We start from the raw sequence: 20,870 nt of genomic DNA, 5'->3' as shown, positions 1-20,870 counted from the left end.
CGCCGCTCCTATAAAGGCTTCGTGGCTGCGGGCTTGCCCTGTAGGAGCGGCGCGAGCCGCGACTGCGGAGGTTCGGATCGCGTCGGATGTTCTGCTGCATGCAACGCGGGCACGAATTGGTTTCGGCGTAGTCGCGGTGGCACGGTCGCGGCTCACGCCGCTCCTACAGGGGTGCTCCGTAGCCCGCGCAATTCTTGTTGCGTTGCAGCGAGGCGGCGGCCGCCCGGACGGGACGGGCTTTGCATCCCACCCCTCGTCCAAGCCCCTGATTCGGCAAGCTTAGTCCGCCACTCCCGGCACCTCGGACACGCCCGCAGCGTGCCCGCCGTCGCGCCACTGTTATCGGTAACTTGACATCGATAACAACGACTCACTACGGTCCGCCTCCAACGAAGCCGCAGCGCTCTGCGGCCCCGCTTCGCAGGCCTGTCGCGTGACCGATCACTCCACCGCTTCCGCTCCGACCTCCTCCGCCGCCGACCTGGACCCCTGGCGCCTGCGCCGCACCGGGCGCGAACCGGCCCGCGCCCGCCGCGACGAAACCCTGTTCGCCCTGGCCAACGGCTCGCTCGGCGTGCGCGGCGGATTGGAGGAGGCCGACGGCGGCAGCGACGGCAGTTTCCTGGCGGCGGTGTACGAGCAGCACCCGATCCACTACCACGAGCGCTTCACCGGCTTCCCGCGCCACACCGACACGCGCCTGCCGGTCGCCGACGGCCAGCGCATCGCGGTGTTCGCCGGCGCCGAGCGTTTGTTGCCGGTTGCAACGGAAGACTTCGAGCGCGAATTGGACTTGCGCCAAGGCCGTCTGTCGCGCCGCAGCGTGCTGCGCACCGCCCACGGGGCGCGCATCGACATCCGCGCCGAGCGCGTGCTGCCGTTCGACAGCGGCGTGCCCGGCGTCGATCTGCTGGCGATCCGCTACCGCGCGACTTCGTTCGATTACACCGGCGCGCTGAGCCTGAGTTCGGCGATCGAATGCGGCCACGAAGCCGCCGAACAAGGCGACGACCCACGCATCGGCGTGGCCTCGGCCGAGGGCTTGCAACTGCTCGCGCGTCAGGCCGACGAGCGCGGCGCGCACGTGGTCCAGGCCACCCGCCGCAGCGGCGTGCGGGTGGTGTGCAGCCAGAGGCATCGGCTCGAAGGGCTGCGCTTCGCCGCCGACGATCTGGGCGAAGAACGCGTGGCGCAGCGCTACGACGCGCACCTGCGTCCCGGCGAATCGGTCGTGCTGGAAAAATTCGTCGCCTACGTCACCGACCGCAACCCGCACGCCACCGACCTGCCCGACTCCGCCGCGCAAGCGCTGCAACGCGCGCAACTGGAAGGCTTCGACGCCATCGCCGCGCGGCAAGCGCAGGCGCTGGCGCGGTTCTGGGACGGCGCCGAGCTGTCCATCGCCGGCGACCCCGCGTCCGAACAGGCGCTGCGCTTCAACCTGTTCCATCTGCTGCAATCGGCCGGCCGCAACGGCATCGACGGCACCGCCGCCAAAGGACTCACCGGCGAAGGCTACGAAGGCCATTATTTCTGGGACACCGAAGCCTTCATGCTGCCGGTGATGGCCTACACCGCGCCGGAGGTCGCGCGCGCCATGCTGCACGCGCGTTTCCTCGCGCTGGAGCCGGCGCGCAAGCACGCGCGCGAGATGAACCACGCACGCGGCGCGCTGTTCCCCTGGCGCACGATCACCGGCGGCGAATGCTCGGCGCACTACCCCTCCGGCTCGGCCGCGTACCACATCAACGCGGCGGTGGCCTACGGCATCGGCCTGTACCTCGATGCCAGCGGCGACAGCGATTTCCTCGCCGATTTCGGTGCCGAGATGTTGTTCGAGACCGCGCGCATCTGGCCGCAGGTCGGCCACTTCAACCCGCGTCGCGGCGGCGCGTTCTGCATCCACGACGTGACCGGCCCGGACGAGTACACCGCGCTGGTCGACAACAATTTCTATACCAACCGCATGGCGCAGCAGCATCTGCGGCGCGCGGTAGCGGCGTGGGAACAGCTCGAACGCGAACGCCCGCAGCGGCTGCGCGAGTTGGCCGAGCGGCTGCAGTTGGACCCGCACGAAGTCGCCACCTGGCGCCGCGCCGCGGAGACGATGTTCCTGCATTACGACGAAGCGCTGGGCATCTACGCCCAGGACGACACCTTCCTCGACAAGCCGCGCTGGCCGTTCCCGGCGCGCGAGGGCGAACATCGTCCGCTGCTGCTGGATTACCACCCGCTCACGCTGTACCGCTATCAGGTCTGCAAGCAAGCCGACGTGGTGATGGGACTGGTGCTGGCCGGCGACGGCATTCCGGTCGAGGTCAAGCGCCGCAGCTACGATTACTACGCGGCGGTGACCACGCACGATTCGACCTTGTCGGCGTCGGTGTTCGGCATCCTCGCCAGCGAAGTCGGCCACGCGCCGCAGGCCGAGCGCTTCTTCCACGACAATCTGCGCGTGGATCTGGACGATCTGCACGGCAATACCGATCACGGCGTGCACATGGCGGCGTTGGCGGGGACGTGGCTGGGGCTCGCTTCGGGCTTCGCCGGCTTGCGCGCGGTCGACGGCGTACTGCACTTCGCGCCGACCCTGCCGCAACGCTGGGACGGTTTCGGCTTCGGCCTGCGCTGGCAAGGCCGCCGCCTGCGCATCGACGTGCGCCGCGACGGCGTCGAATACTCGCTGCTCGACGGCGCGCCGCTGACCGTCGCCCACGCCGGCCAGCGCGTCGAGCTGAGCCAAGGCGCACCGCTGCGCCGCCCGCTCGCCGCCCCCGAGGTCGATGCGCGCGAACGCTTCCCGCGCCCGGCGCGGGCGCTGATCTTCGACCTCGACGGCGTGCTCACCGACACCGCGCAAACCCATTACCGCGCCTGGAAGCGCATGGCCGACGAGGAAGGTTTCCCGTTCGACCAGCACGTCAACGAACAGCTCAAGGGCGTGGATCGGATGAGTTCGCTGGAGATCATCCTGCGCCACGCCGGCCGCTCGCTCAGCGCCGAACAAAAACACGCGCTGGCCGAGCGCAAGAACGGTTACTACGTCGAAGCCATCGCCCAGGTGACGCCGGCCGATCTGTTCCCCGGCGTGACCCGCGTGCTCGAACAAGCGCGCGCGCGCGGGCTCAAGCTCGGCGTGGCCTCGGCCAGCCGCAACGCCGCCGCCCTGCTCGACCGGCTCGGCATCGCCGAGCGCTTCGACTACATCGCCGACGCCGCGCGGGTCGCCCGTGCCAAGCCCGCGCCGGACATCTTCCTCGACGTCGCCGCCGCGCTCGGCGTGGCGCCGGCGCAGTGCATCGGCCTGGAGGACGCCGCCGCCGGCGTGGCCGCGATCAAGTCCGCCGGCATGGCCGCGGTCGGCATCGGCGACGCGCGCACGCTCGCCCAGGCCGACGCTTGCCTGCCGGACATCGCCGCTTTCGACGTAAACGCTTTCGTTTCGCCCTGACCGCGCCGGCACGTACCGTCGCGGCGGGGACGCCTAAACCAACAATCCATATCGAATGGGTGGGGAGAACAACATGCAGTACGCCGCACAGAAACAAACCCGATTGATGCGTTACGCGCTGTCCGCGGCGATCGCCGCGATCCTCGCGCCCGGTCATGCGCTGGCGCAGGACGCGCAACCCGCGCCGGCCGCGCCGCCCGCGCAAGCCGCCGATTCGGCGACCACGCTCGACGCGGTCGTGGTCAGCGGCACCGCGCGCTTCAAGGGCGTGCGCAAGCGCGACGCCAGCTTCTCCATCACCACCGCCTCGCTGGAGCAGATCCAGGAAGCCGTGCCGCTGAGCACCGCCGACGCGCTCAAGGTCGTGCCGGGCGTGTGGGCCGAATCGGCCGGCGGCAGCACCGGCGCCAACATCTTCGTGCGCGGCATGCCCTCGGAAGGCGACGCGCCGTTCGTGACCGTGCAGATGGACGGCGCGCCGCTGTTCCCGCCGCCGACCCTGTCGTTCCTGGAGAACTCCACGCTGTTCCGCATGGACGACACCATTGAGCGCATGGAAGTGCTGCGCGGCGGCCCGAGCCCGATCTTCTCCAACGGCCAGCCCGGCGCGACGGTCAACTTCATCCAGAAGAAAGGCGGCGAAGAGCCCGCCGGCAGCGTGCGCCTGGGCCTGGGCAGCGACGGCTTCCGCCGGGTCGATCTGTTCAACAGCGGCAAGCTCGCCGACGGTTGGTATTACAGCGTCGGCGGTTTCTACCGCACCACCGACGGCGTCCGCGACACCCAGTTCCCGGCCGACAAAGGCGGCCAGTTGAGCGCGACCTTGACCCACAGCTGGGACAGCGGCGAGATCACCGTCTACGCCCGCCACACCGACGACAAGAACGCGTTCTTCACGCCGATCCCGCTGCTCTCGCGCAACAACGGTTCGAGCCTGTCGAGCTTCCCGGGCCTGGACGCGCAGACCGGCACCCTGCTCGGCAACGATTTCCGCCACGTCACCATTCCCACCGGCCCGGGCACCAGCATCAGCCGCGATCTCGCCGACGGCCGCGGCATCAACCTCGACGTGTTCGGCGCGTCGATGGATTTCTACGCCGGCGACTGGACTATCAGCGACCGGGTCAACTTCGTCACCGGCTCGGCGCCGACCAACGGCCTGTTCACCGGCGCCAGCCCGCAGACGCTGTCGTCCTTCATCGCCGGCTACGGCACCACCGGCACCGCGACCTACGTCAACGGCGGCGGCGCGGTCGATCCCAACCAGCAGGTGCTGACCGCCGGGTTCTGGGTGGTCGACAAGGAAATCGAGTCGTTCACCAACGATCTGCGCTTCAGCAAGGATCTGTTCGAGGGCAACACGCTGACCGTCGGCCTGTACTTCGCCAAGTACTCGTCCAAGGACACTTGGTACCTGGGCAACAACATGCTGCTGACCGCGCAGAACAACGCGCGCCGGATCAATCTGAGTTTGGCCGACGGCCGCCAGGTCACCCGCGACGGCTTCACCGGCACCTCGTTCTTCTCGCTGCGCGGCGACTACGACGGGCAGAACACCGCGCTGTTCGTGGCCGACGAATGGCAGGTCAACGACCGCCTGCGCCTGGACGGCGGCATCCGCTACGAGTGGCAGCAGGTCGACGGCACCGTGCACAACACCGCCACCGTCGATCTGGACGGCAATCCGAACACGCTCTACGACAACGCCACCTCGGTCTCGCTGCCGGGCACGCGCCGCATCGACCAGGACGACAAGCATTTCTCCTGGACCTTGGGCGCGAACTACAAGCTCACCGACAACTCCAGCGTGTTCGCCCGCGCCAACTCCGGCTACAAGCTGCCGGCCTTCGACAACCTGCGCGACGGCAACACCAAGGTGCAGGAGATCGATCAGTACGAACTGGGCTTCAAGTCCGGCAGCCAGAGCTACGACCTGTACCTGACCGCGTTCTACAACAAGTTCACCAACTCGCCGTTCCAGGCCTTCCTGGAAGACGGCACCAACTTCACCACGGTCGGCGATTCGCGCGCTTACGGCGTGGAAGTCGAAGGCGCGTGGCGCCCGGTCGGCGGGCTGGAGCTGGCGCTGACCGGCGTGTGGCTGGACGCGAAGTACGAGAACTACCGCGAGTTCACCGGCAATCAGGTGATGCGCCAGCCCAAGCAGCAGTTCCGCTTCACCCCGAGCTATTACTGGACGTTGCCGTTCGGCGATCTGAAGGTGTTCGCCACCTACTCGCGCATCGGCGACCGTTACGCGGACTTGGCCAATACGCAGAAGCTGCCCTCGTACCACACGCTCGACGTGGGCGCGAACCTGCATGTCGGCGAGAACTGGGAGTTCGCGGTCACCGGCAGCAACGTCAGCAACGAACTGGGCTTGACCGAGGGCAACGTGCGCGTGCCCGGCGCGGCGACCGGCGGGGTGTTCATGGGGCGGCCGATCGCGGGGCGGTCGTATCTGTTCTCGGCTGCGTACAAGTGGTGAGGGGCTAGAGCGCCCTCATCCGGCGCCTCGCCCCGCCTTCCGCCGCCAACGGGGTGAGCCGCCGCGCAGGCGGGCCGCCGGCCCGCGCGGCGGCGAACGTCCGAACGCGCCACGTTCGGGCCAAGGAACGCGGCCGGAGCGGGCAGACACTCGCCCCGGCCGCGTCCATGCCGCACGATCCCTCCATCCGCGCCGCCACCGTTCCCCGGAGCCCGCATGACCGTCGCCACCGCTCACCGCCGCCGCATGATCGCGGCCATGATCCTGACCTACATGATGTTCGGGATCCTGCTCAACAGCGTCGGCACGGTGATCCTGCAGTCGATCCACGGCTTCGGCATCGACAAGGCCCAGGCCAGCATCCTGGAGGCGTTCAAGGATCTGCCGATCGCCGTGGTCTCCTTCCTCACCGCCTCGCTGCTGCCGCGGCTGGGCTATCGCCGCGCGATGATGCTCGGGCTCGGCATGGTGTTGGTCGCTTGCGCGCTGATGCCGCTGGTGGCCGCCTTCTGGATGACCAAGCTGCTGTTCATCGCCACCGGCGCGGCCTTCGCCTTGGTCAAGGTGTCGGTGTATTCCTCGATCGGCCTGCTCACCGACGGCAAGCAGGCCCACGCCAGCCTCACCAGCATCATCGAGGGCTGGTTCATGGTCGGCGTGCTCGCCGGCTACTGGATCTTCGCCTGGTTCATCGATCCGCAGTCGCCGGGCGATCCGGTCTGGCTGCGCGTGTATTGGCTGCTCGCCGGCATCGCCGCGCTCATCATCGCCCTGCTCGCCGGCGCGCGCCTCGACGAACGCGCCGCGCGCGACGGCCACGCCGCGGGCGAGTCCTTCCTCGACATGTTCTGCCTGATCGCCCTGCCCCTGGTCGCCGCGTTCCTGGCCTCGGCGTTCCTGTACGTGCTGATCGAACAGAGCATCGGCACCTGGCTGCCGACCTTCAACAGCGAAATCCTGCATTTGCCGGCGAAGATGAGCGTGCAGGCGGCGAGCATCTTCGCGGTGTCGCTGGCGCTGGGCCGGCTCGGCGCCGGGCTGGCGCTGCGCCGGGTGCCGTGGCATTGGCTGCTGATCGCCTGCGTGCTGGCGATGGGCCTGCTGGTGTTGCTGGCGCTGCCGCTGGCGCGCGGCGCGCTGCCGCAGCCGCAGATGACCTGGATGAGCGCGCCGCTGGCCGCATTCGTGTTCCCGCTGATCGGGCTGTTCATGGCGCCGGTGTATCCGACCATCAACTCGGTCGTGCTCAGCTCGCTGCCCAAATCGCGGCACGCGGCGATGACCGGATTGATCGTGGTGTTCTCCGCGCTCGGCGGCACCACCGGGTCCTTCATTACCGGACAGTTGTTCGCCCGCATCGGCGGCGGCGCGTTCTACCTCTCGCTGCTGCCGATGACCCTGCTGGTGCTGACCATCGCCTTGCTCAAGCGCCAGTCGGCGCGGGCCGAAGCCGCCGCGCCCGCCGCTGCCGCCTGACCGGCGTCCTAGGCGCGCCGCGACCGCCGGGCTATGCTCGTGGCGTGGCTATGGGCGTCCTTCCTTCTCATCGGAAACTAGGGCGCCCGCTTCCCACACCGGCCCGCTTCGGCGGGCCTTTTCGCATCCGGTGGAGGCAGCGATGAACGGAATCTTCCTGCGCAGGAACGGCAAGTTCCTGCTCAAGCCCGGCGCCGGCGGCGCCAGCGCGGCGCAAGTGACGATGGTGCAGCAGGAACTGGAACAGCTCGGCTTCGCGCTGACGCCCGACGCGCTGGAGCGCTTGCAGACCCAGTCGCTCGAACAGCTCGCACGTTGCCTGCGCGAACTGCGTCCGGCGCTGGCCAAGATGATCGGCGCGCACCGCACGCTGCGGCCGCTGTTTCCCGATTTTCCGGTCGGGGTGCTGCGGGTCGAGGAAGTCGAGCTGTACCAGCGCGCGATGTTCCATTACGTCACCCGCCTGCAACTGCACGCGCAACACCCCGAACCCGCGCCGCCGTTGCGCGGCGGCCGCGCGCTGCGCCTGATCGGCCTGGGCGACAGCGAAGAATTCGAGGCCATCTGCACGCGCCTGGCCGCCTCGCCGACCTCGCTGTCGCAGCAAGACAAGGACGATCTGAACTGGTTCGTCGGCCAGTACCGCGAACACGTGCTGCGGATGCTGCCGGAGCGGATTCCGTTCAAGGAGAACTTCGCCGTCATCGCCGCCGCGCTGCTCAAGCGCGCCCCCGGCGCACGCAGCGAGGCCTTCGTGCGCGAACGGCTCGCCACCGCCACCGACGCGCTGCGCGTGGCCGTGGCCTGGAGCGAAGGCGACGTGTCGCTGGCCGAGCCCGCGCGCTTCGCCCGCTTCCCGCGTTCGCTGCGGCGCTTGCTGCTGCAGGCGCTGGAAGCCTGCGGCGATCCGACCGAGGACATGCTGCGCTGGAAGGAACGCTGGAAACGGCTGGGCGAACGGCTGCACCCGGGCGATTACCGCGAAACGCTGCCGGCGACCTGGAACGCGTTCCAGACCCTGCGCGAAGACCGCCCGTTCGAAAGCTTCAACGCCACGATCGAACGCGATCTGCGCGAAGGCCGCGGCGACGCCGCCGCGCAACGCCTCAGCGCGCGCCCCGGCGAACTGGCCCGGCGCCTGGACCATCTGCTGCGCAGCGGCGCCGGCGCCGACGAGGTGCTGCGCCGCTTCCGCGACGCGGCGCCGCGCGTGTCCACGCCGGTGCTGCTGCAACTGCACAGCCACCTGCGCCACCGCGGCCGCGCACCGCTGCGGGTGTTCTTCCCCAAGGGCGACGCCGCGCGCGCCTGGGGCCGGCGCGACTTGCGCGCGGCGTTGCCGGACGGCGCTGCCGTCGCGGCCTTGGCGAGCTGCCGCGAGGTGTTGATCGAACGCTTCGCCGAGCGCGCGCCGCTGGGGCCGTGCTGGATCGACCCGGCCCTGCGCGAGCTGCGCGCGCCGCTGGCGCAGCGCTCGGCCTCGCGCTCGCTGCGCACGCTGACCCGCGGCAGCCGCGTGGCGCTGCCGGATTCGCGTTACATCCGCCTATTCCTGTGGTGGAAGAACGGCCGCGACCGCACCGACATCGACCTGTCGGCGGCGTTCTTCGACCGCGACTTCCGCTTCATCGACACCATTTCGTACTACAACCTGCGCGGCTACGGCGGCCATCACAGCGGCGATATCGTGGATGCGCCGAACGGCGCGGCCGAATTCATCGACCTGGACCTGCCGCTGCTGCGCGAGCGCGGCGTCGGCTATGTCGCGGTGAGCATCCACAGCTTCACCCAAGAACCGTATTGCGACCTGCCCGAGTGCTTCGCCGGCTGGATGGCGCGCGCCGACATCGGTTCGGGCGAGCCGTTCGAGGCGCGCACGGTGCACGACCGCGTCGATCTGGCCTCCAAGCAAACCAGCTGTATGCCGTTCCTGCTCGACCTGGAACGCGCGCAGGCGGTGTGGTGCGATCTCGGCATCGGCGGGCGGCCGCGCTGGAACAACGCCAATAATCAGTTGTCGGGGATTTCGCTGATCTTGCGCGCGATGGAATACGACGCGGCGCCGGATCTGTATTCGCTGTTCGAGCTGCACGCGCTGGCGCGCGGCGGCTTGGCCGACGAGCGTTCGCAGGCGCGGACGGTGTTCGCGCAGGACGGCGACGTCGATCCGTTCGCGGTCGACCGGATCCGCGCCGAGTTCCTGTGATCGGCCCGCGCCTTAACGCACCAGGCCCAACTCGATCAGGCTCTGCGCCGTCGCCACCAGCGCCTCCTCGGCGCTGCGCGGATTCCAGCCGAGCACACGCCGCGCCTTGGCGTTGCTGGCGTTCTTGAACTTGCCCAGGTCCGGCAGGATCTGCCGCACCGCCGGATCGGCCAGCGCCGCCAGCCGCACCACCCAGTTCGGCAACTGCCGCGACGGCACCCGCCGCGCGGCTGCGCCCAAGTGCCGGCGCAAAGTTGCGGCGATGTCGCTGACGCTGAGGAAATCGCCGGCGGTGGCGAGGAAGCGCTGGCCGCGTGCGGCCGGGTCGGTCATCGCGCGCAGGTGCAGGTCGGCCACGTCGCGCACGTCGACCACGCCGAAGTACAGCTTCGGCGCGCCCGGCAGCGCGCCGTCGAGCAGGCGCTTCACCAGCAGGATCGAGGTCGCGTAATCGTCGCTGAGCACCGGCCCGAAGATGCCGACCGGATTGACCGCGGCCAGTTCCAGCGCGCCGCCCTCGCGCTCGATGAAATCCCAGGCCGCGCGTTCGGCCAGGGTCTTGGATTGGACGTACGGCGCCAGCGGCGCGGCGGTGTCGCTCCACACGCTTTCGTCGAACGGCTGCGCGCGCGGCGGGTGGCCGTAACCGACCGCGGCGAACGACGAGGTCAGCACGACCCGGCGCAGACCGGCGTCGCGCGCGGCGCGCAGCACCCGCAGCGTGCCCTCGCGCGCCGGCGCGATCAGTTCGTTGGGGTCGCGCGGGATGTCGGCGGGAAACGGCGACGCCACGTGCAGCGCGTAATCGCAACCCTGCGCGGCCTGCGCCCAGCCCTCGTCGCGGCGCAGATCGGCGACGCGCAGGCTGAGCCGCTCGCCCGCGTCCACGCCGGCGCGCGCCAGCGCGGCGCGCAGCTGCGGCTCGCGCGCGAGGTCGCGCACGCTCGCGCGCACGCGATGGCCGGCGGCCAGGGCCTGGGCGATGCAGCGGCTGCCGAGGAAGCCGCTGCCGCCGGTGATGAGGATCGTGGCGGGGTCGTTCATCGCGGCAGACTAGCGCAGCTCACGCGCCCCCGGCGAGCGCGCTGTGGCGGTTTAGCCCTGTAGGAGCGGCGCGAGCCGCGACCGCGACAACGCAACTACGCCGAAACCGTCGTCGTAGCTAAGGTGTCGCGGTCGCGGCTTACGCCGCTCCTACAGGAAGCGTCCCTTACTTTTTCGGCTCTTCCAGCAGCACGTACTCGCCCTTCGGCCCCACCCGCTTGCTGCCGGCGCGCGCGCACAACGCGCCGTCGCACCGGGTCAAGGTGCCGTTGCGGGTGGCCTCGACGATGTCGCGGGCGAATTCGGCGCGCTGGATCTCGCGCATAGACTTCTGGATGTAGAACCAGGCGCCGCCGACCGCGAGGATCGAGCCCACCAGCAAGGCCAGCACCGCCTTGTAGATCAGGATCTGCTGCGAGCGCTCCAGCGCCTTGCGCTGGTCTTCCAGCGCCTTGGCCGCGCGCTGGGTCGCCTCGACGCTCTCGCGCAGCTGCGCGCCGGCGCCGCCGAAGGCCTGCTCGACGCCGCGGCCGATGGCTTCGTGGGCCTGATTCTGGACCACGCCGATCAACTGCTGGGCCAGTTCCTGCGCGCCGGCGCCCATGCCCAGCGCGGCGCGGTGCAGTTCGTCGGCGCTGCGGTCGACGTGCTGCACGGCGCGTTCGTTCTGCTCTTGCAGGTGTTGCGCGAACACCGCCAGATCGGCGGCCAGTCGCTTGAGTTCTTGCGCGTCCTGCACGGTCGAGGTCGCCTCTGCGTGGAATCGTTGCTCGCTCATTACAAACCCGGCGCCCGCGGCGAAGAATGGTTCGGGCCGTCCGCCTGCGGCGGCGGCATCGGCAAGCGCTGCGCATCGGGCTGCGCCTGCGCCGGCGCTTGCGCGTCGTTGAGTTGCTGATAGCGCTCGCGCCCGGCCTGCCAGCGCTGCTGGGTGTCGGGATCCTGCGCGTGCTCGCGCGTGGCCGCGCGGAACGCGCCCTCGTCGCGGTTGCGCGCGGCGTCGACCAGGCGCGCGAAGGTGCGGTCGATGTCGCCGCCGCCCGCGGTTTGGCCGCCGACCGCGATCGACGCCTCCCGGCCCGGCGGCACCGGCCCGATCGGCACCGGGCGGCGCTCGAAGCCCGCGCTCATGCGCTCGTCGATCGGTTCCTTGTGGTTCGGATCGGCGACCGTGTGGCGCCGCACCTGCTCCTTGCTCGCGACCGTCTCGACCCGGTCGCGCTCGCCGTCGCGGAAACCGAAGGAGGTGTAATAGAACGGCTGATCCGAGCGGTGCACGACGTTGAGCTTGGGGTCGTTCGGCTCCGGGCGCTTGTCCAGGTACGGCTTGTCGCTGAGGCTGTTGAGGTAGTCCACCATCAAATTGCCGCTGCGGATCGACAGCCCGTTGAGCTCGTAGCTGCCGCCGACGTTGCTGTGCGCGCCGCCGACGGTGACGTTGAGGAAGCGGTCGTTCTCGCTGGCGCCCTCGCGCAGGATGCTGGTGGACTTGAACTGGTCGCGGCGCTCGTCCTCGGCGGTGATCTGGAACGCCGACATCACCGACGGCGGCAAGCGCCGGTCGTGCTTGCGCGGCTCGCCGGTGCCGACCGGATCGAACAGGCCGACCGCCTGCGGCACCTTCTCCACCGCCGGGTCCTGCAGCGGCGCGTTGCGGTAGGTCGGCGGCGCGACGATGTTGCCGGCCTTGTCCTTGACGTAGACCGCGCCGGCCGGATCCTGGATGCCGCGCTCGTCGACCAGCCGCGCGAACGCGGCCTCCTGCTCGGCGCCGCGGCTGAAGCCGATGCCGGCGACGCGGATCTTGGCGTCGGGGTCTTCGCGCTTCCACTCCTTGGCCTGTTCGATGAACTGCGCGTACATCTTCTCCAGGCGCGGATCGAAGCTGGCGCCGGTGACCATGTCCCAGCCGCGCTCGAGCTTGTTGGATTGCGTGCCCGGCCCTTCGACGTACCCCACCGCGATGTTGTCGTGCAGTCCGCTTTGCAACTGCTTGGCCACCTCGGCGACGTTGGTGTGGTTCTTGGGATCGGTGCCGTGGATGCTGTTGCCGGTGCCGTCGAAGCAAGCCACGTACAGGCGCGTGTGCGGGTCCTGCGAATCCAGCAGCTTGGGCGATTGCAGCTGCGACAGCGCCGCGCTGGCCTGGACGTAGCTGTCCAGGTCGTGCTGGTCGGCCGGATAGGTCTTTACCCCGTCGGGATTCTTGCCACCGCCCATCGCGAACTCTCCTTGATTCTTGGCTTGCGGTGCCGCGCGGCGCCCGCGGGCGGCCGGCTTCGGCTAGATCGCGGCGAGGCTGCGCCGCGGGCAGATGCGCGCTGGGACTCCGCGCGCGGCGCTCAGTACGTCTTCGAGTACACCCGCACCAGATCGGCGCGGAAGTCGCTGTTCGGGTTGGCCGGATCCTGCGGCCGCTTCAACGGGATCATGCAGCGCATGTAGACGTTGATGGTGCGGTCGTTCACTTCCAGAATGATTTCCGGGTCGTTGAGGCTCACGCCTTCGGCCACGTCCTCGCGCGCGACCTCGTGGCGGATCAGGCCGTCGGCGAACAGCGCGGCGATGTCGATGCGCACGCGGTGCTCGCTCTTGTCCTTGGCGCGCCAGGTCACTTCGGCGGGCGCGGGGAAATTGGCGATGTCCAGCTGCGCGGCCTTCATCCGCCGCGGGTAGGCGTCGCCGAACGAGGCAGCCGACGCGCTTGCGCGCTCGGGATCTTCCTGGCCGTGCGGGAAGCCGTTGTAGACGATGCTGCAGCCCCAGGTGTCGAAGCAGAAACCGCCGAAGCGATGGCGCTGGAAGCGCAGCGGCCATTGCGCGGTGGTGACGGCCTGCGCGCCGGCGGCCGGATCGGAGGCGGCGGCGGAATCGGGAACGGAGCTGGACATGGCGGTTTGACATCCTGTTGCGGCGAATAGGGCAAGCAGCGCGGCCACGGCGCGGACGCGGCGCGCGCGCCCCCGGTGGGGCGGCGGCGCCGGACGGCGGCCGGGCGCGGACGGTTTGTCCATCGGGTCCCTCCAAAGGTTCCGGCCCCGGCCTTCGCCGGTTCGATGCGGCCACGGCGCGGACTCCCCTCCGCGCCGCGATCGAGTGCCGCCGGAACACTCGGCTTCAGTTTGCACGCAATCGGCGGCAAGACTCAACACATCTGCGGCGATCGGCGCGCTTGCGGACGGCAACGCCGGGCAACCAACGCGGACGCGCGCGCGGCCCGCGCACGCTGCCGATGCGGCTCGCGGCGGCCGCGCGGCGGCGAAGCGCCGGCGACCGCGACGGCGGGATCGCCGCGTTCGGCAAAGCCGGGCGCCGCCGCGGCGCAGGCACGCTCACGGCAAAACTGCGACCGCCATCGAACTCATGCCATATTGCGACGCAGCGTGATTCGCCGCGGCGCGTGTGCAAGAAAACCCGCTCGGCGTCGCAAGAAACGTTCGCAGCCCACTTCGGAGGTCCGGCGCAAGCCGTTGAATGAGCAAGCCTATTCTCAATGCCGGCCACACCAAGGCGCGGCTGCTGGAAGCCGCCGAATCGCTGTTCGTCGAACATGGCTACGAGGCCATGTCGCTGCGCCAGATCACCACCCTGGCCGGCACCAATCTGGCCGCGGTGAACTACCACTTCGGCGGCAAGGAAGGCCTGATGCAGGCGCTGCTGCACGCGCGCCTGGACCGGCTCAACCAGGAGCGCCTGCGCTTGCTCGCGGTGTGCGAACGCCAATACGGCGACGCCGGCCTGGACGCGTCGGCGGTGCTCAGCGCGCTGTTCGTGCCGGCGCTGCGCATGAGCCGCGCCAGCGAGGACGGCAGCGGCTTCGTGCGCTTGCTCGGCCGGGTCTACAGCGATCCCTCGCCGTTCGTGCGCAATTACTTGCGCGAGCATTACGAACCGATCTTCGGGCGCTTCTTCGAGGCCTTCGCGCGGGCGCTGCCGCAGGTGTCGCGCAACGAATTGGGCATGCGCCTGCATTTGTGCCTGAAGGCGCTGTCGGGGGTGTTGGCGGGGGAGAATCTCGACGAGCTGATCGCGTCCTTGTGCCTGGGCGAAAAAGTCAGCGACGCGCTGATGCTGGCGCGGCTGATCAGCCTGATCTCGCCGACGCTGACCGCGCCGTTCGGCGACCGCGAACAGATCGCTCAAGTCGAGCGGGTGGTGTCGCTGGCCGACGCGGCGGCGGCCGCGGCGGATGCGCAGGCGGTGAACGCGGGCAAGCCGGCGGGAGTGTTGCCGCCTTGGGCGGTGGAGACGGTGGAGGCTTAGCTAGGGCGTGGAGGGCCGCGCAACAGGCAAGAGCAAAATGGATTCCGGCTTTCGCCGGAATGACGGGGCGTAAACGGCGAAATCGGCTTTTCGACCTTCGCTTCGTTCGCCGTCATTCCAGCGAATCTTCCGCCGTCATTCCACCGAAACTTCCACCGTCATTATGGAGACGGTGGAGGCTTAGCCAGGGCGTGGCGGGCCGCGCAACAGGCAAGAGCAAAATGGATTCCGGCTTTCGCCGGAATGACGGGGCGTAAACGGCGAAATCGGCTTTTCGACCTTCGCTTCGTTCGCCGCCATTCCGACGAATCTTCCATCGTCATTCCAGCGAAACTTCCACCGTCATTCCGGCGAATCTTCCATCGTCATTCCAGCGGATTTTCCACCGTCATTCCGGCGAAAGCCGGAATCCATTTTGCTCTTAACGCCCCCTCCCCCGCAGCGCCCTCACAACCGCAACTCGCTCTCGCGGTCGAAGAAGTGCATGCGCTCGGCCGCATACGACAAATGCACCGTATCGCCGGCCTGCGGCAGGTGGAACGGCGGCAAGCGCACGACCAGATCGCAGCCGCCGCAGCCCAGATTGAGGAAGGCCTCGTTGCCGACCGGCTCGACCACTTCGACCTTGGCCGGCAACGTGTCCGGCCCGGCTTCGGCCAGATGCATGTCCTCCGGGCGCAAACCGATCATGAGCTCGCGGCCGACGTAGCCGCGCACTTTCTCCAGCAACTCGCCCGGCGGCCGCAGGCGCAGCTCGACGCCTTCGCCGATCTTCAGATGCAGGCCGCCGTCGCGTTCGATCAGCGGCCCCCACAAGATGTTCATCTTCGGGCTGCCGAGGAAGGTCGCCACGAACAGATTGACCGGCCGGTTGTAGAGCGCCATCGGCGTGTCGATCTGCTGGATCTTGCCGTCCTTCATCACCACGATGCGGTGGCCCAGCGTCATCGCCTCGACCTGATCGTGGGTGACGTAGACCATGGTCGTGCCGAGCTGGCGGTGCAGCCGCGCGATCTCCACGCGCATGGTCATGCGCAGCTTGGCGTCGAGGTTGGACAAGGGTTCGTCGAGCAGGAACACCTGCGCCTTGCGCACCAGCGCGCGGCCCAGCGCCACACGCTGGCGCTGGCCGCCGGACAGCGCGGCGGGCTTGCGGTCCAACAACGGCTCCAGTTCCAGCATCGCCGCCGCTTCGCTCACCTGCCGGGCGATCTCGGCCTTGCTCAGGCCGCGCAGCTTGAGGCCGAAGCCGAGGTTCTCGGCCACGGTCATGTGCGGGTACAGTGCGTAGCTTTGGAACACCATGGCGATGTCGCGGTCTTTCGGCGGCACCTCGTTGACCAGGCGCTCGCCGATGCGCAGTTCGCCGGCGCTGATGGTTTCCAGCCCGGCGATCATCCGCAGCAAGGTCGACTTGCCGCAGCCCGACGGCCCGACCAGCACCAGCAATTCGCCGTCGGCGATGTCGAAGCTGGCGTCGGCGACGCCGACGTAGCCGTTCGGATAGACCTTGCGCAGTTGCTGCAGACTGACCTTCGCCATGAATTCTCCCGATGGTGCGACCGGGGCGGTGCAATCGGCCGCGCCCTGGGCTATTCTGCCATGTAAACGTTTTCATGCACGCCCTGTCCACGATCCGGATCGCTTCGCAGGCCTGCCCAGCCCATGACCGCCCGCTTCGCCGTCGCCGCTATGCCCGTGCCGCGCCTTCGCGTGGGCGGCGGCGCGCGTACGCGGGCCGGCGACGAGCGTAACGGCCTGGAGCGCGCGACCACGGCGAACGCCGCTGCGCCTCGCGTTCGCGCTGGTCGCGGCCGCGCGCTGCGCATCCAAGCGCTCGACGGGCATACGCTCGAGCATCGCGCCCGCAGCCGTCGCGTCGCGTTGAACGGCGCGGCCCGAAGCGGCGCCGCTCGAAGCCGCCCCGCTCAAAGCCGCACGTCCCAGCGCCGCGCCCTTCAAGGCCGCCTCCCTCCGAACCGCAGCGCTCGCCGCCGCGCGGCGCAGAGCGATGCCGCCGGCAACCGCGCCGCCCAGAATCGCACGTCCGCCCCGCCCTCGCCGCGTCCCCCGCGCATGCGCCCGGCCCGTCCGCGCCGCGACGCGCGTCGGGATCCGGCGCCGCGCCCGCCCTGAGCGGCGGCCAAAGTTCGCCCGCCGCCCGGGCAGCGTCTATGCTTGGGCGCCGGCCGCGAACGCCACCTCGCGCCGCCCCGCGCGGCTTCCGGCTTCCCCCTTTCCTCTTGGTCCGTCCGCTCCATGCACGACACTCTGCTGCTGTTCGGCGCCACCGGCGATCTCTCCCAGCGTTATCTGTTCCCCTCGCTGGTCCATCTGTGGCGCGATCGGCTGCTGCCGGCGACGCTGCGCATCGTCGCGGTCGGCCGCCAGGAGCACAGCGACGACGAATTCCGCGGCTGGCTGCGCGAGCGCATGGCCGCCGAGGTCGCCGACGATCCGGGCATCGTCGAGGAACTGCTCGCCCGCATCGCTTATGTGTCGGTCGATCTGCGCGACGAAACCGCGATCGCCGCGGCGCTGTCGGGTTACGCCGACCGCCCCAGCGTCAGCTACCTCGCCACCCCGCCCGACTTGTTCGTGCCCTGCGCCAAGGGCCTGAAGGCCGCCGGCCTGCTCGAAGGCGAGTCGCGCCTGGTGCTGGAAAAGCCGATCGGCCGCGATCTGGCCTCGGCGCGCGAGATCAACGCCGCGCTGCGCGCCTGCCTGGACGAGTCGCGGATCTTCCGCATCGACCATTACCTGGGCAAGGCCGCGGTGCAGAACCTGCTGGCGCTGCGCTTCGGCAACACCTTGCTGGAAGCGGTGTGGCAGCACCGCTGGATCGAGTCGGTCGACATCTTCGTCGGCGAGACCGCCGGCGTGGACGGCCGCGAAGGCTATTACGCGGGCTATGGCGCGCTGCGCGACATGGTCCAGAACCACATGCTGCAGCTGCTGGCGCTGATCGCGATGGAGCCGCCGTCGGCGCTGGACGCCGATTCGATCCGCGACGAGAAGCGCAAAGTGCTGCGCGCGCTGCGTCCGGTCAGCGCGGCCGACGCCGCCCAGCGCACGGTGCGCGGACGCTACGGCGCGGGCGTGGTCGAGGGCCGCGCGGTCAAGGGCTTCGTGCACGAATCGCCGGTGGAAACCTTCGTCGCGGTGGAAACCTTCATCGACAACTGGCGTTGGGCCGGCGTGCCGTTCCGTTTGGTCACCGGCAAGCGGCTGGCCGAACGCGCCACCGAGGTGGTGGTGTCGTTCCGTCCGACCTCGCATTGGCTGTTCGAGCGTCCGCGCCGCGGCCGCGAGCGGCCGAACCGTCTGCGCATGCGCCTGCAGCCGGACGAAACCATCGAGCTGGGCCTGATGGGCAGTCTGGCCGCGCCGGAATGGGGCGCGCTGGAACTCAAGCCGATGTCGCTGGATCTGTCGATGTCGGGTTCGCCGCAGCGGCGTATCGCTTACGAGCGTTTGATCGTCGATGCGCTGCGCGGCAACCAGACCTTGTTCGTGCGCGACGACGAAGTCGAAGCGGCGTGGCAGTGGATCGACAGCATCGAAAGCGCGTGGACCGACACCGCGCAGCCCGCGCTGGAGTATCCCGCCGGCTCGTGGGGCCCGACCGAAGCCGAGCGCTTCCTGCCGCCCACCAACGGCTACCGAGGAGGCGCGGCATGAGCGGCGCGTTGTTGGCCGATATCGGCGGCACCAACGCCCGCTTCGCCCTAGGCACGTCCGATCCCGCCGCGCCGGCCTTGCTGCCGGACAGCGTGCAGGTCTACGCGGTCGCCGATTTCCCGTCGCTGGCCGACGCCGCGCGGCATTACCTCGACAAGGTCGGCGCCTCGCCGAGCCACGGCGTGTTCGCGGTGGCCGGGCGCGTCGACGGCGACGAAGCGCGGATCACCAATCATCCGTGGGTGATCTCGGCCGAGCGCACGCGCATCGCGCTGGGGCTGACCCGGATCGATCTGGTCAACGACTTCGCCGCGCAGGCGATGGCGGTGTCGTTGCTGGGCACGGGCGACGTGGTGCCGATCGGCGGCGTGCGCTGGAACGGCTGGACCGATTCGGGCGACCGCACCTACGCGATCATCGGCCCCGGCACCGGCCTGGGCGTGGGCGCGCTGCTGCGCCGCGACGGGCGTTTCTATCCGCTGCAGACCGAAGGCGGCCACGTCAGCTTCGCGCCGAACAATCCCGAAGAGATCGACGTGCTCAAGCGCCTGTCGGGCGAATTCGGGCGGGTCTCGAACGAACGCCTGATCAGCGGCAGCGGTTTGGTCAACCTGCACCGCGCGCTGAGCCAGATCGCCGGCGAAGACCCCGGCCCCTTGCAGCCGCAGGACATCACCGCGATGGCGCGCGAAGGCGACGCCCGCTGCCTGCGCGCGATCGACGTGTTCTGCGCGGTGTTCGGCGCCGCCGCGGGCGATCTGGTGCTGACCTTGGGCGCCTGGGACGGCGTGTTCCTGCCCGGCGGTCTGGTGCCCAAGCTGATGCCGTGGCTGGCGCACTCCGGCTTCCGCCAGCGCTTCGAGCACAAGGGCCGCTTCTCCCCGACCATGGCGCGCGTGCCGACCCTGGCAGTGACCCACCCGCAACCCGGCCTGCTCGGCGCCGCCGCGCTGGCCGCGCAATGCGCGTTCAAGGCCGCTGCGTAGGCGGGCGCGCGCGGCTTGAGCCGCCGTCATCGCTGCGATTGCGAGAAGGCCGCCCTGACCGGGCGGCCTTTCTTTTTGTCGCCGTCGATCCTACGTACCTACTTCGTCGATCCGACGCGCTTACGCCGTCGATCCAACACCCGCAGACACCCCAGTCCCGTCATTCCGGCGAAAGCCGGAATCCATTTTGCCGTTGCTTCGATCGTCCCGGCCGCAACGGCGAGAGCGAAATCAAAATGGATTCCGGCTTTCGCCGGAATGACGGAGGGGAAGATCCGAGCAACCTGCGCAACGACGAGCGCGGCGCCCCGAACTCGATGCAACGACGGCCGCATCCAACGAGGGCCGCAAGCCGCCGACGCCCTCTTGCGAACCGCCTCGCCCGCTGCGACCGCCATCGCGTCCACCGCCCCCGCTCCGGCCCCAAGCGCAATCCAACCGCCCGGACATGAGGCATCAGTCACATTCAGTCAGCACACCCGCTTAAACCGCCGCATGCGAAGATCCCCGCATGCTCGACGACCCCACTCCCGTCCCGCACGATCCCGCCCAGCCCGAGGCCGCGCCCTACCGCTGGCACGAGCACCGCAACACCGACGCCTGGACCTGGGCCGGCGCGGTCGCCATCGCCGCCGAACTGCGCCGCGACCTCGCCCGCCGTCCGCGCGCGCGCCTGCTGCTGTCCGGCGGCACCACGCCGGCGCCGGTGTACCGTGCGCTGGCGCGCGCGCCGCTGGACTGGGCCCGCGTCGACGTGGCCCTGGTCGACGAACGCTGGCTGCAACCCGGCGATCCCGACAGCAACGCCTGGCTGGTGCGCGCCAACCTGCTGCGCGACAACGGCGCGCTGGCGCGCTTCGAATCGCTGACCCGCACCGGCCACGGCATGGAGGAGGCGGTCGCCTTCGCCAACGCCCACGCCCGCCAAGCCGCCAGCGCCGCGGTGCTGGGCATGGGCGAGGACGGCCACACCGCCTCGCTGTTCCCGGGCATGGCCGCGCTCGACCGGGTGTTGGCGTCGAAGCAGCCCTACGTCGCCATCGACGCCGGCGGCTCGCCCGGCGCGAAGCAATGGAGCAAGCGCATCAGCCTGACCCCGGCGGGCCTGGCGTACGCGCAATCGCGGTTTCTGCTGATCCAGGGCAAGGCCAAGCGCGAGGTGTTCCGGCAGGCGCTGGCCGACGGCGACGTGAAGCGTTGGCCGATCCTGCTGGCGATGCAGGGCGAGGTGCCGCTGGACGTGCATTGGTGTCCGTGACGGCGCGCGTGGGTTCC

13 protein-coding genes are annotated in these 20,870 nt (G+C 69.7%); 8 read left to right on the top strand and 5 right to left on the bottom strand.

Annotation, left to right across the window (positions count from 1 at the left end; genetic code table 11):
• Positions 1–433 precede the first annotated feature (433 nt).
• The 4 genes from pgmB to J5226_RS16080 all read left to right on the top strand — a co-directional run bounded on the left by pgmB (position 434) and on the right by J5226_RS16080 (position 9,621).
• Positions 434–3,451 (top strand): beta-phosphoglucomutase, encoded by a 3,018-nt coding sequence (gene pgmB / locus J5226_RS16095; RefSeq protein ID WP_215835449.1) that lies wholly within the window; start codon positions 434–436, stop codon positions 3,449–3,451.
• A 106-nt stretch (positions 3,452–3,557) separates the two neighbouring features.
• Positions 3,558–5,939, top strand: a complete 2,382-nt coding sequence (locus J5226_RS16090) for a TonB-dependent receptor (RefSeq protein ID WP_215840465.1) — start codon at positions 3,558–3,560, stop codon at positions 5,937–5,939.
• A gap of 216 nt (positions 5,940–6,155) precedes the next feature.
• The gene (locus tag J5226_RS16085) at positions 6,156–7,415 is read left to right on the top strand and encodes an MFS transporter (protein WP_255322819.1); all 1,260 of its coding nucleotides are present in this window, start codon (positions 6,156–6,158) and stop codon (positions 7,413–7,415) included.
• Positions 7,416–7,557: 142 nt separating this feature from the next.
• The gene (locus J5226_RS16080; protein ID WP_215835448.1) at positions 7,558–9,621 is read left to right on the top strand and encodes a TerD family protein; all 2,064 of its coding nucleotides are present in this window, start codon (positions 7,558–7,560) and stop codon (positions 9,619–9,621) included.
• 12 nt (positions 9,622–9,633) lie between these two features.
• On the opposite strand, the gene J5226_RS16075 is transcribed toward J5226_RS16080, so the two are convergent.
• The 4 genes from J5226_RS16075 to J5226_RS16060 form a co-directional block, all read right to left on the bottom strand.
• Positions 9,634–10,665: an aldehyde reductase gene (locus J5226_RS16075; RefSeq protein WP_215835447.1), complete on the bottom strand. Its 1,032-nt coding sequence runs from the start codon at positions 10,663–10,665 to the stop codon at positions 9,634–9,636.
• A 166-nt stretch (positions 10,666–10,831) separates the two neighbouring features.
• A complete protein-coding gene (locus J5226_RS16070) occupies positions 10,832–11,443 on the bottom strand; it encodes a hypothetical protein (protein ID WP_215835446.1) in 612 nt (203 codons plus the stop codon).
• Positions 11,443–12,885, bottom strand: coding sequence for a DUF2235 domain-containing protein (locus J5226_RS16065; RefSeq protein ID WP_215835445.1), 1,443 nt, complete (start codon positions 12,883–12,885; stop codon positions 11,443–11,445). Before J5226_RS16065 ends, J5226_RS16070 begins: the two co-directional genes overlap by 1 nt.
• Positions 12,886–13,007: 122 nt before the next feature.
• The gene (locus tag J5226_RS16060) at positions 13,008–13,556 is read right to left on the bottom strand and encodes a hypothetical protein (RefSeq protein WP_215835444.1); all 549 of its coding nucleotides are present in this window, start codon (positions 13,554–13,556) and stop codon (positions 13,008–13,010) included.
• 583 nt (positions 13,557–14,139) lie between these two features.
• Here J5226_RS16060 and J5226_RS16055 point away from each other — a divergent pair.
• On the top strand, positions 14,140–14,928 hold the full coding sequence (locus J5226_RS16055; RefSeq protein ID WP_215835443.1) for a TetR/AcrR family transcriptional regulator: 789 nt from the start codon (positions 14,140–14,142) through the stop codon (positions 14,926–14,928).
• A gap of 447 nt (positions 14,929–15,375) precedes the next feature.
• On the opposite strand, the gene ugpC is transcribed toward J5226_RS16055, so the two are convergent.
• A complete protein-coding gene (gene ugpC, locus J5226_RS16050; RefSeq protein ID WP_215835442.1) occupies positions 15,376–16,470 on the bottom strand; it encodes a sn-glycerol-3-phosphate ABC transporter ATP-binding protein UgpC in 1,095 nt (364 codons plus the stop codon).
• Between the two features lie 717 nt (positions 16,471–17,187).
• On the opposite strand from ugpC, the gene zwf reads away from it, so the two are divergent.
• The 3 genes from zwf to pgl all read left to right on the top strand — a co-directional run bounded on the left by zwf (position 17,188) and on the right by pgl (position 20,853).
• On the top strand, positions 17,188–18,609 hold the full coding sequence (gene zwf / locus J5226_RS16045; RefSeq protein WP_215835441.1) for a glucose-6-phosphate dehydrogenase: 1,422 nt from the start codon (positions 17,188–17,190) through the stop codon (positions 18,607–18,609).
• Positions 18,606–19,595: a glucokinase gene (glk, locus tag J5226_RS16040; protein ID WP_215835440.1), complete on the top strand. Its 990-nt coding sequence runs from the start codon at positions 18,606–18,608 to the stop codon at positions 19,593–19,595. The genes zwf and glk overlap by 4 nt, the downstream gene beginning before the upstream one ends.
• 511 nt (positions 19,596–20,106) lie before the next feature.
• Positions 20,107–20,853, top strand: a complete 747-nt coding sequence (pgl, locus tag J5226_RS16035; protein WP_215835439.1) for a 6-phosphogluconolactonase — start codon at positions 20,107–20,109, stop codon at positions 20,851–20,853.
• Positions 20,854–20,870 lie beyond the last annotated feature (17 nt).

The organism is Lysobacter sp. K5869 (genome assembly GCF_018847975.1).
GTDB lineage: Bacteria > Pseudomonadota > Gammaproteobacteria > Xanthomonadales > Xanthomonadaceae > Lysobacter.
Note: the sequence above shows the minus strand (reverse complement) of the source record. Positions and strands in the feature narration are given on the sequence as shown.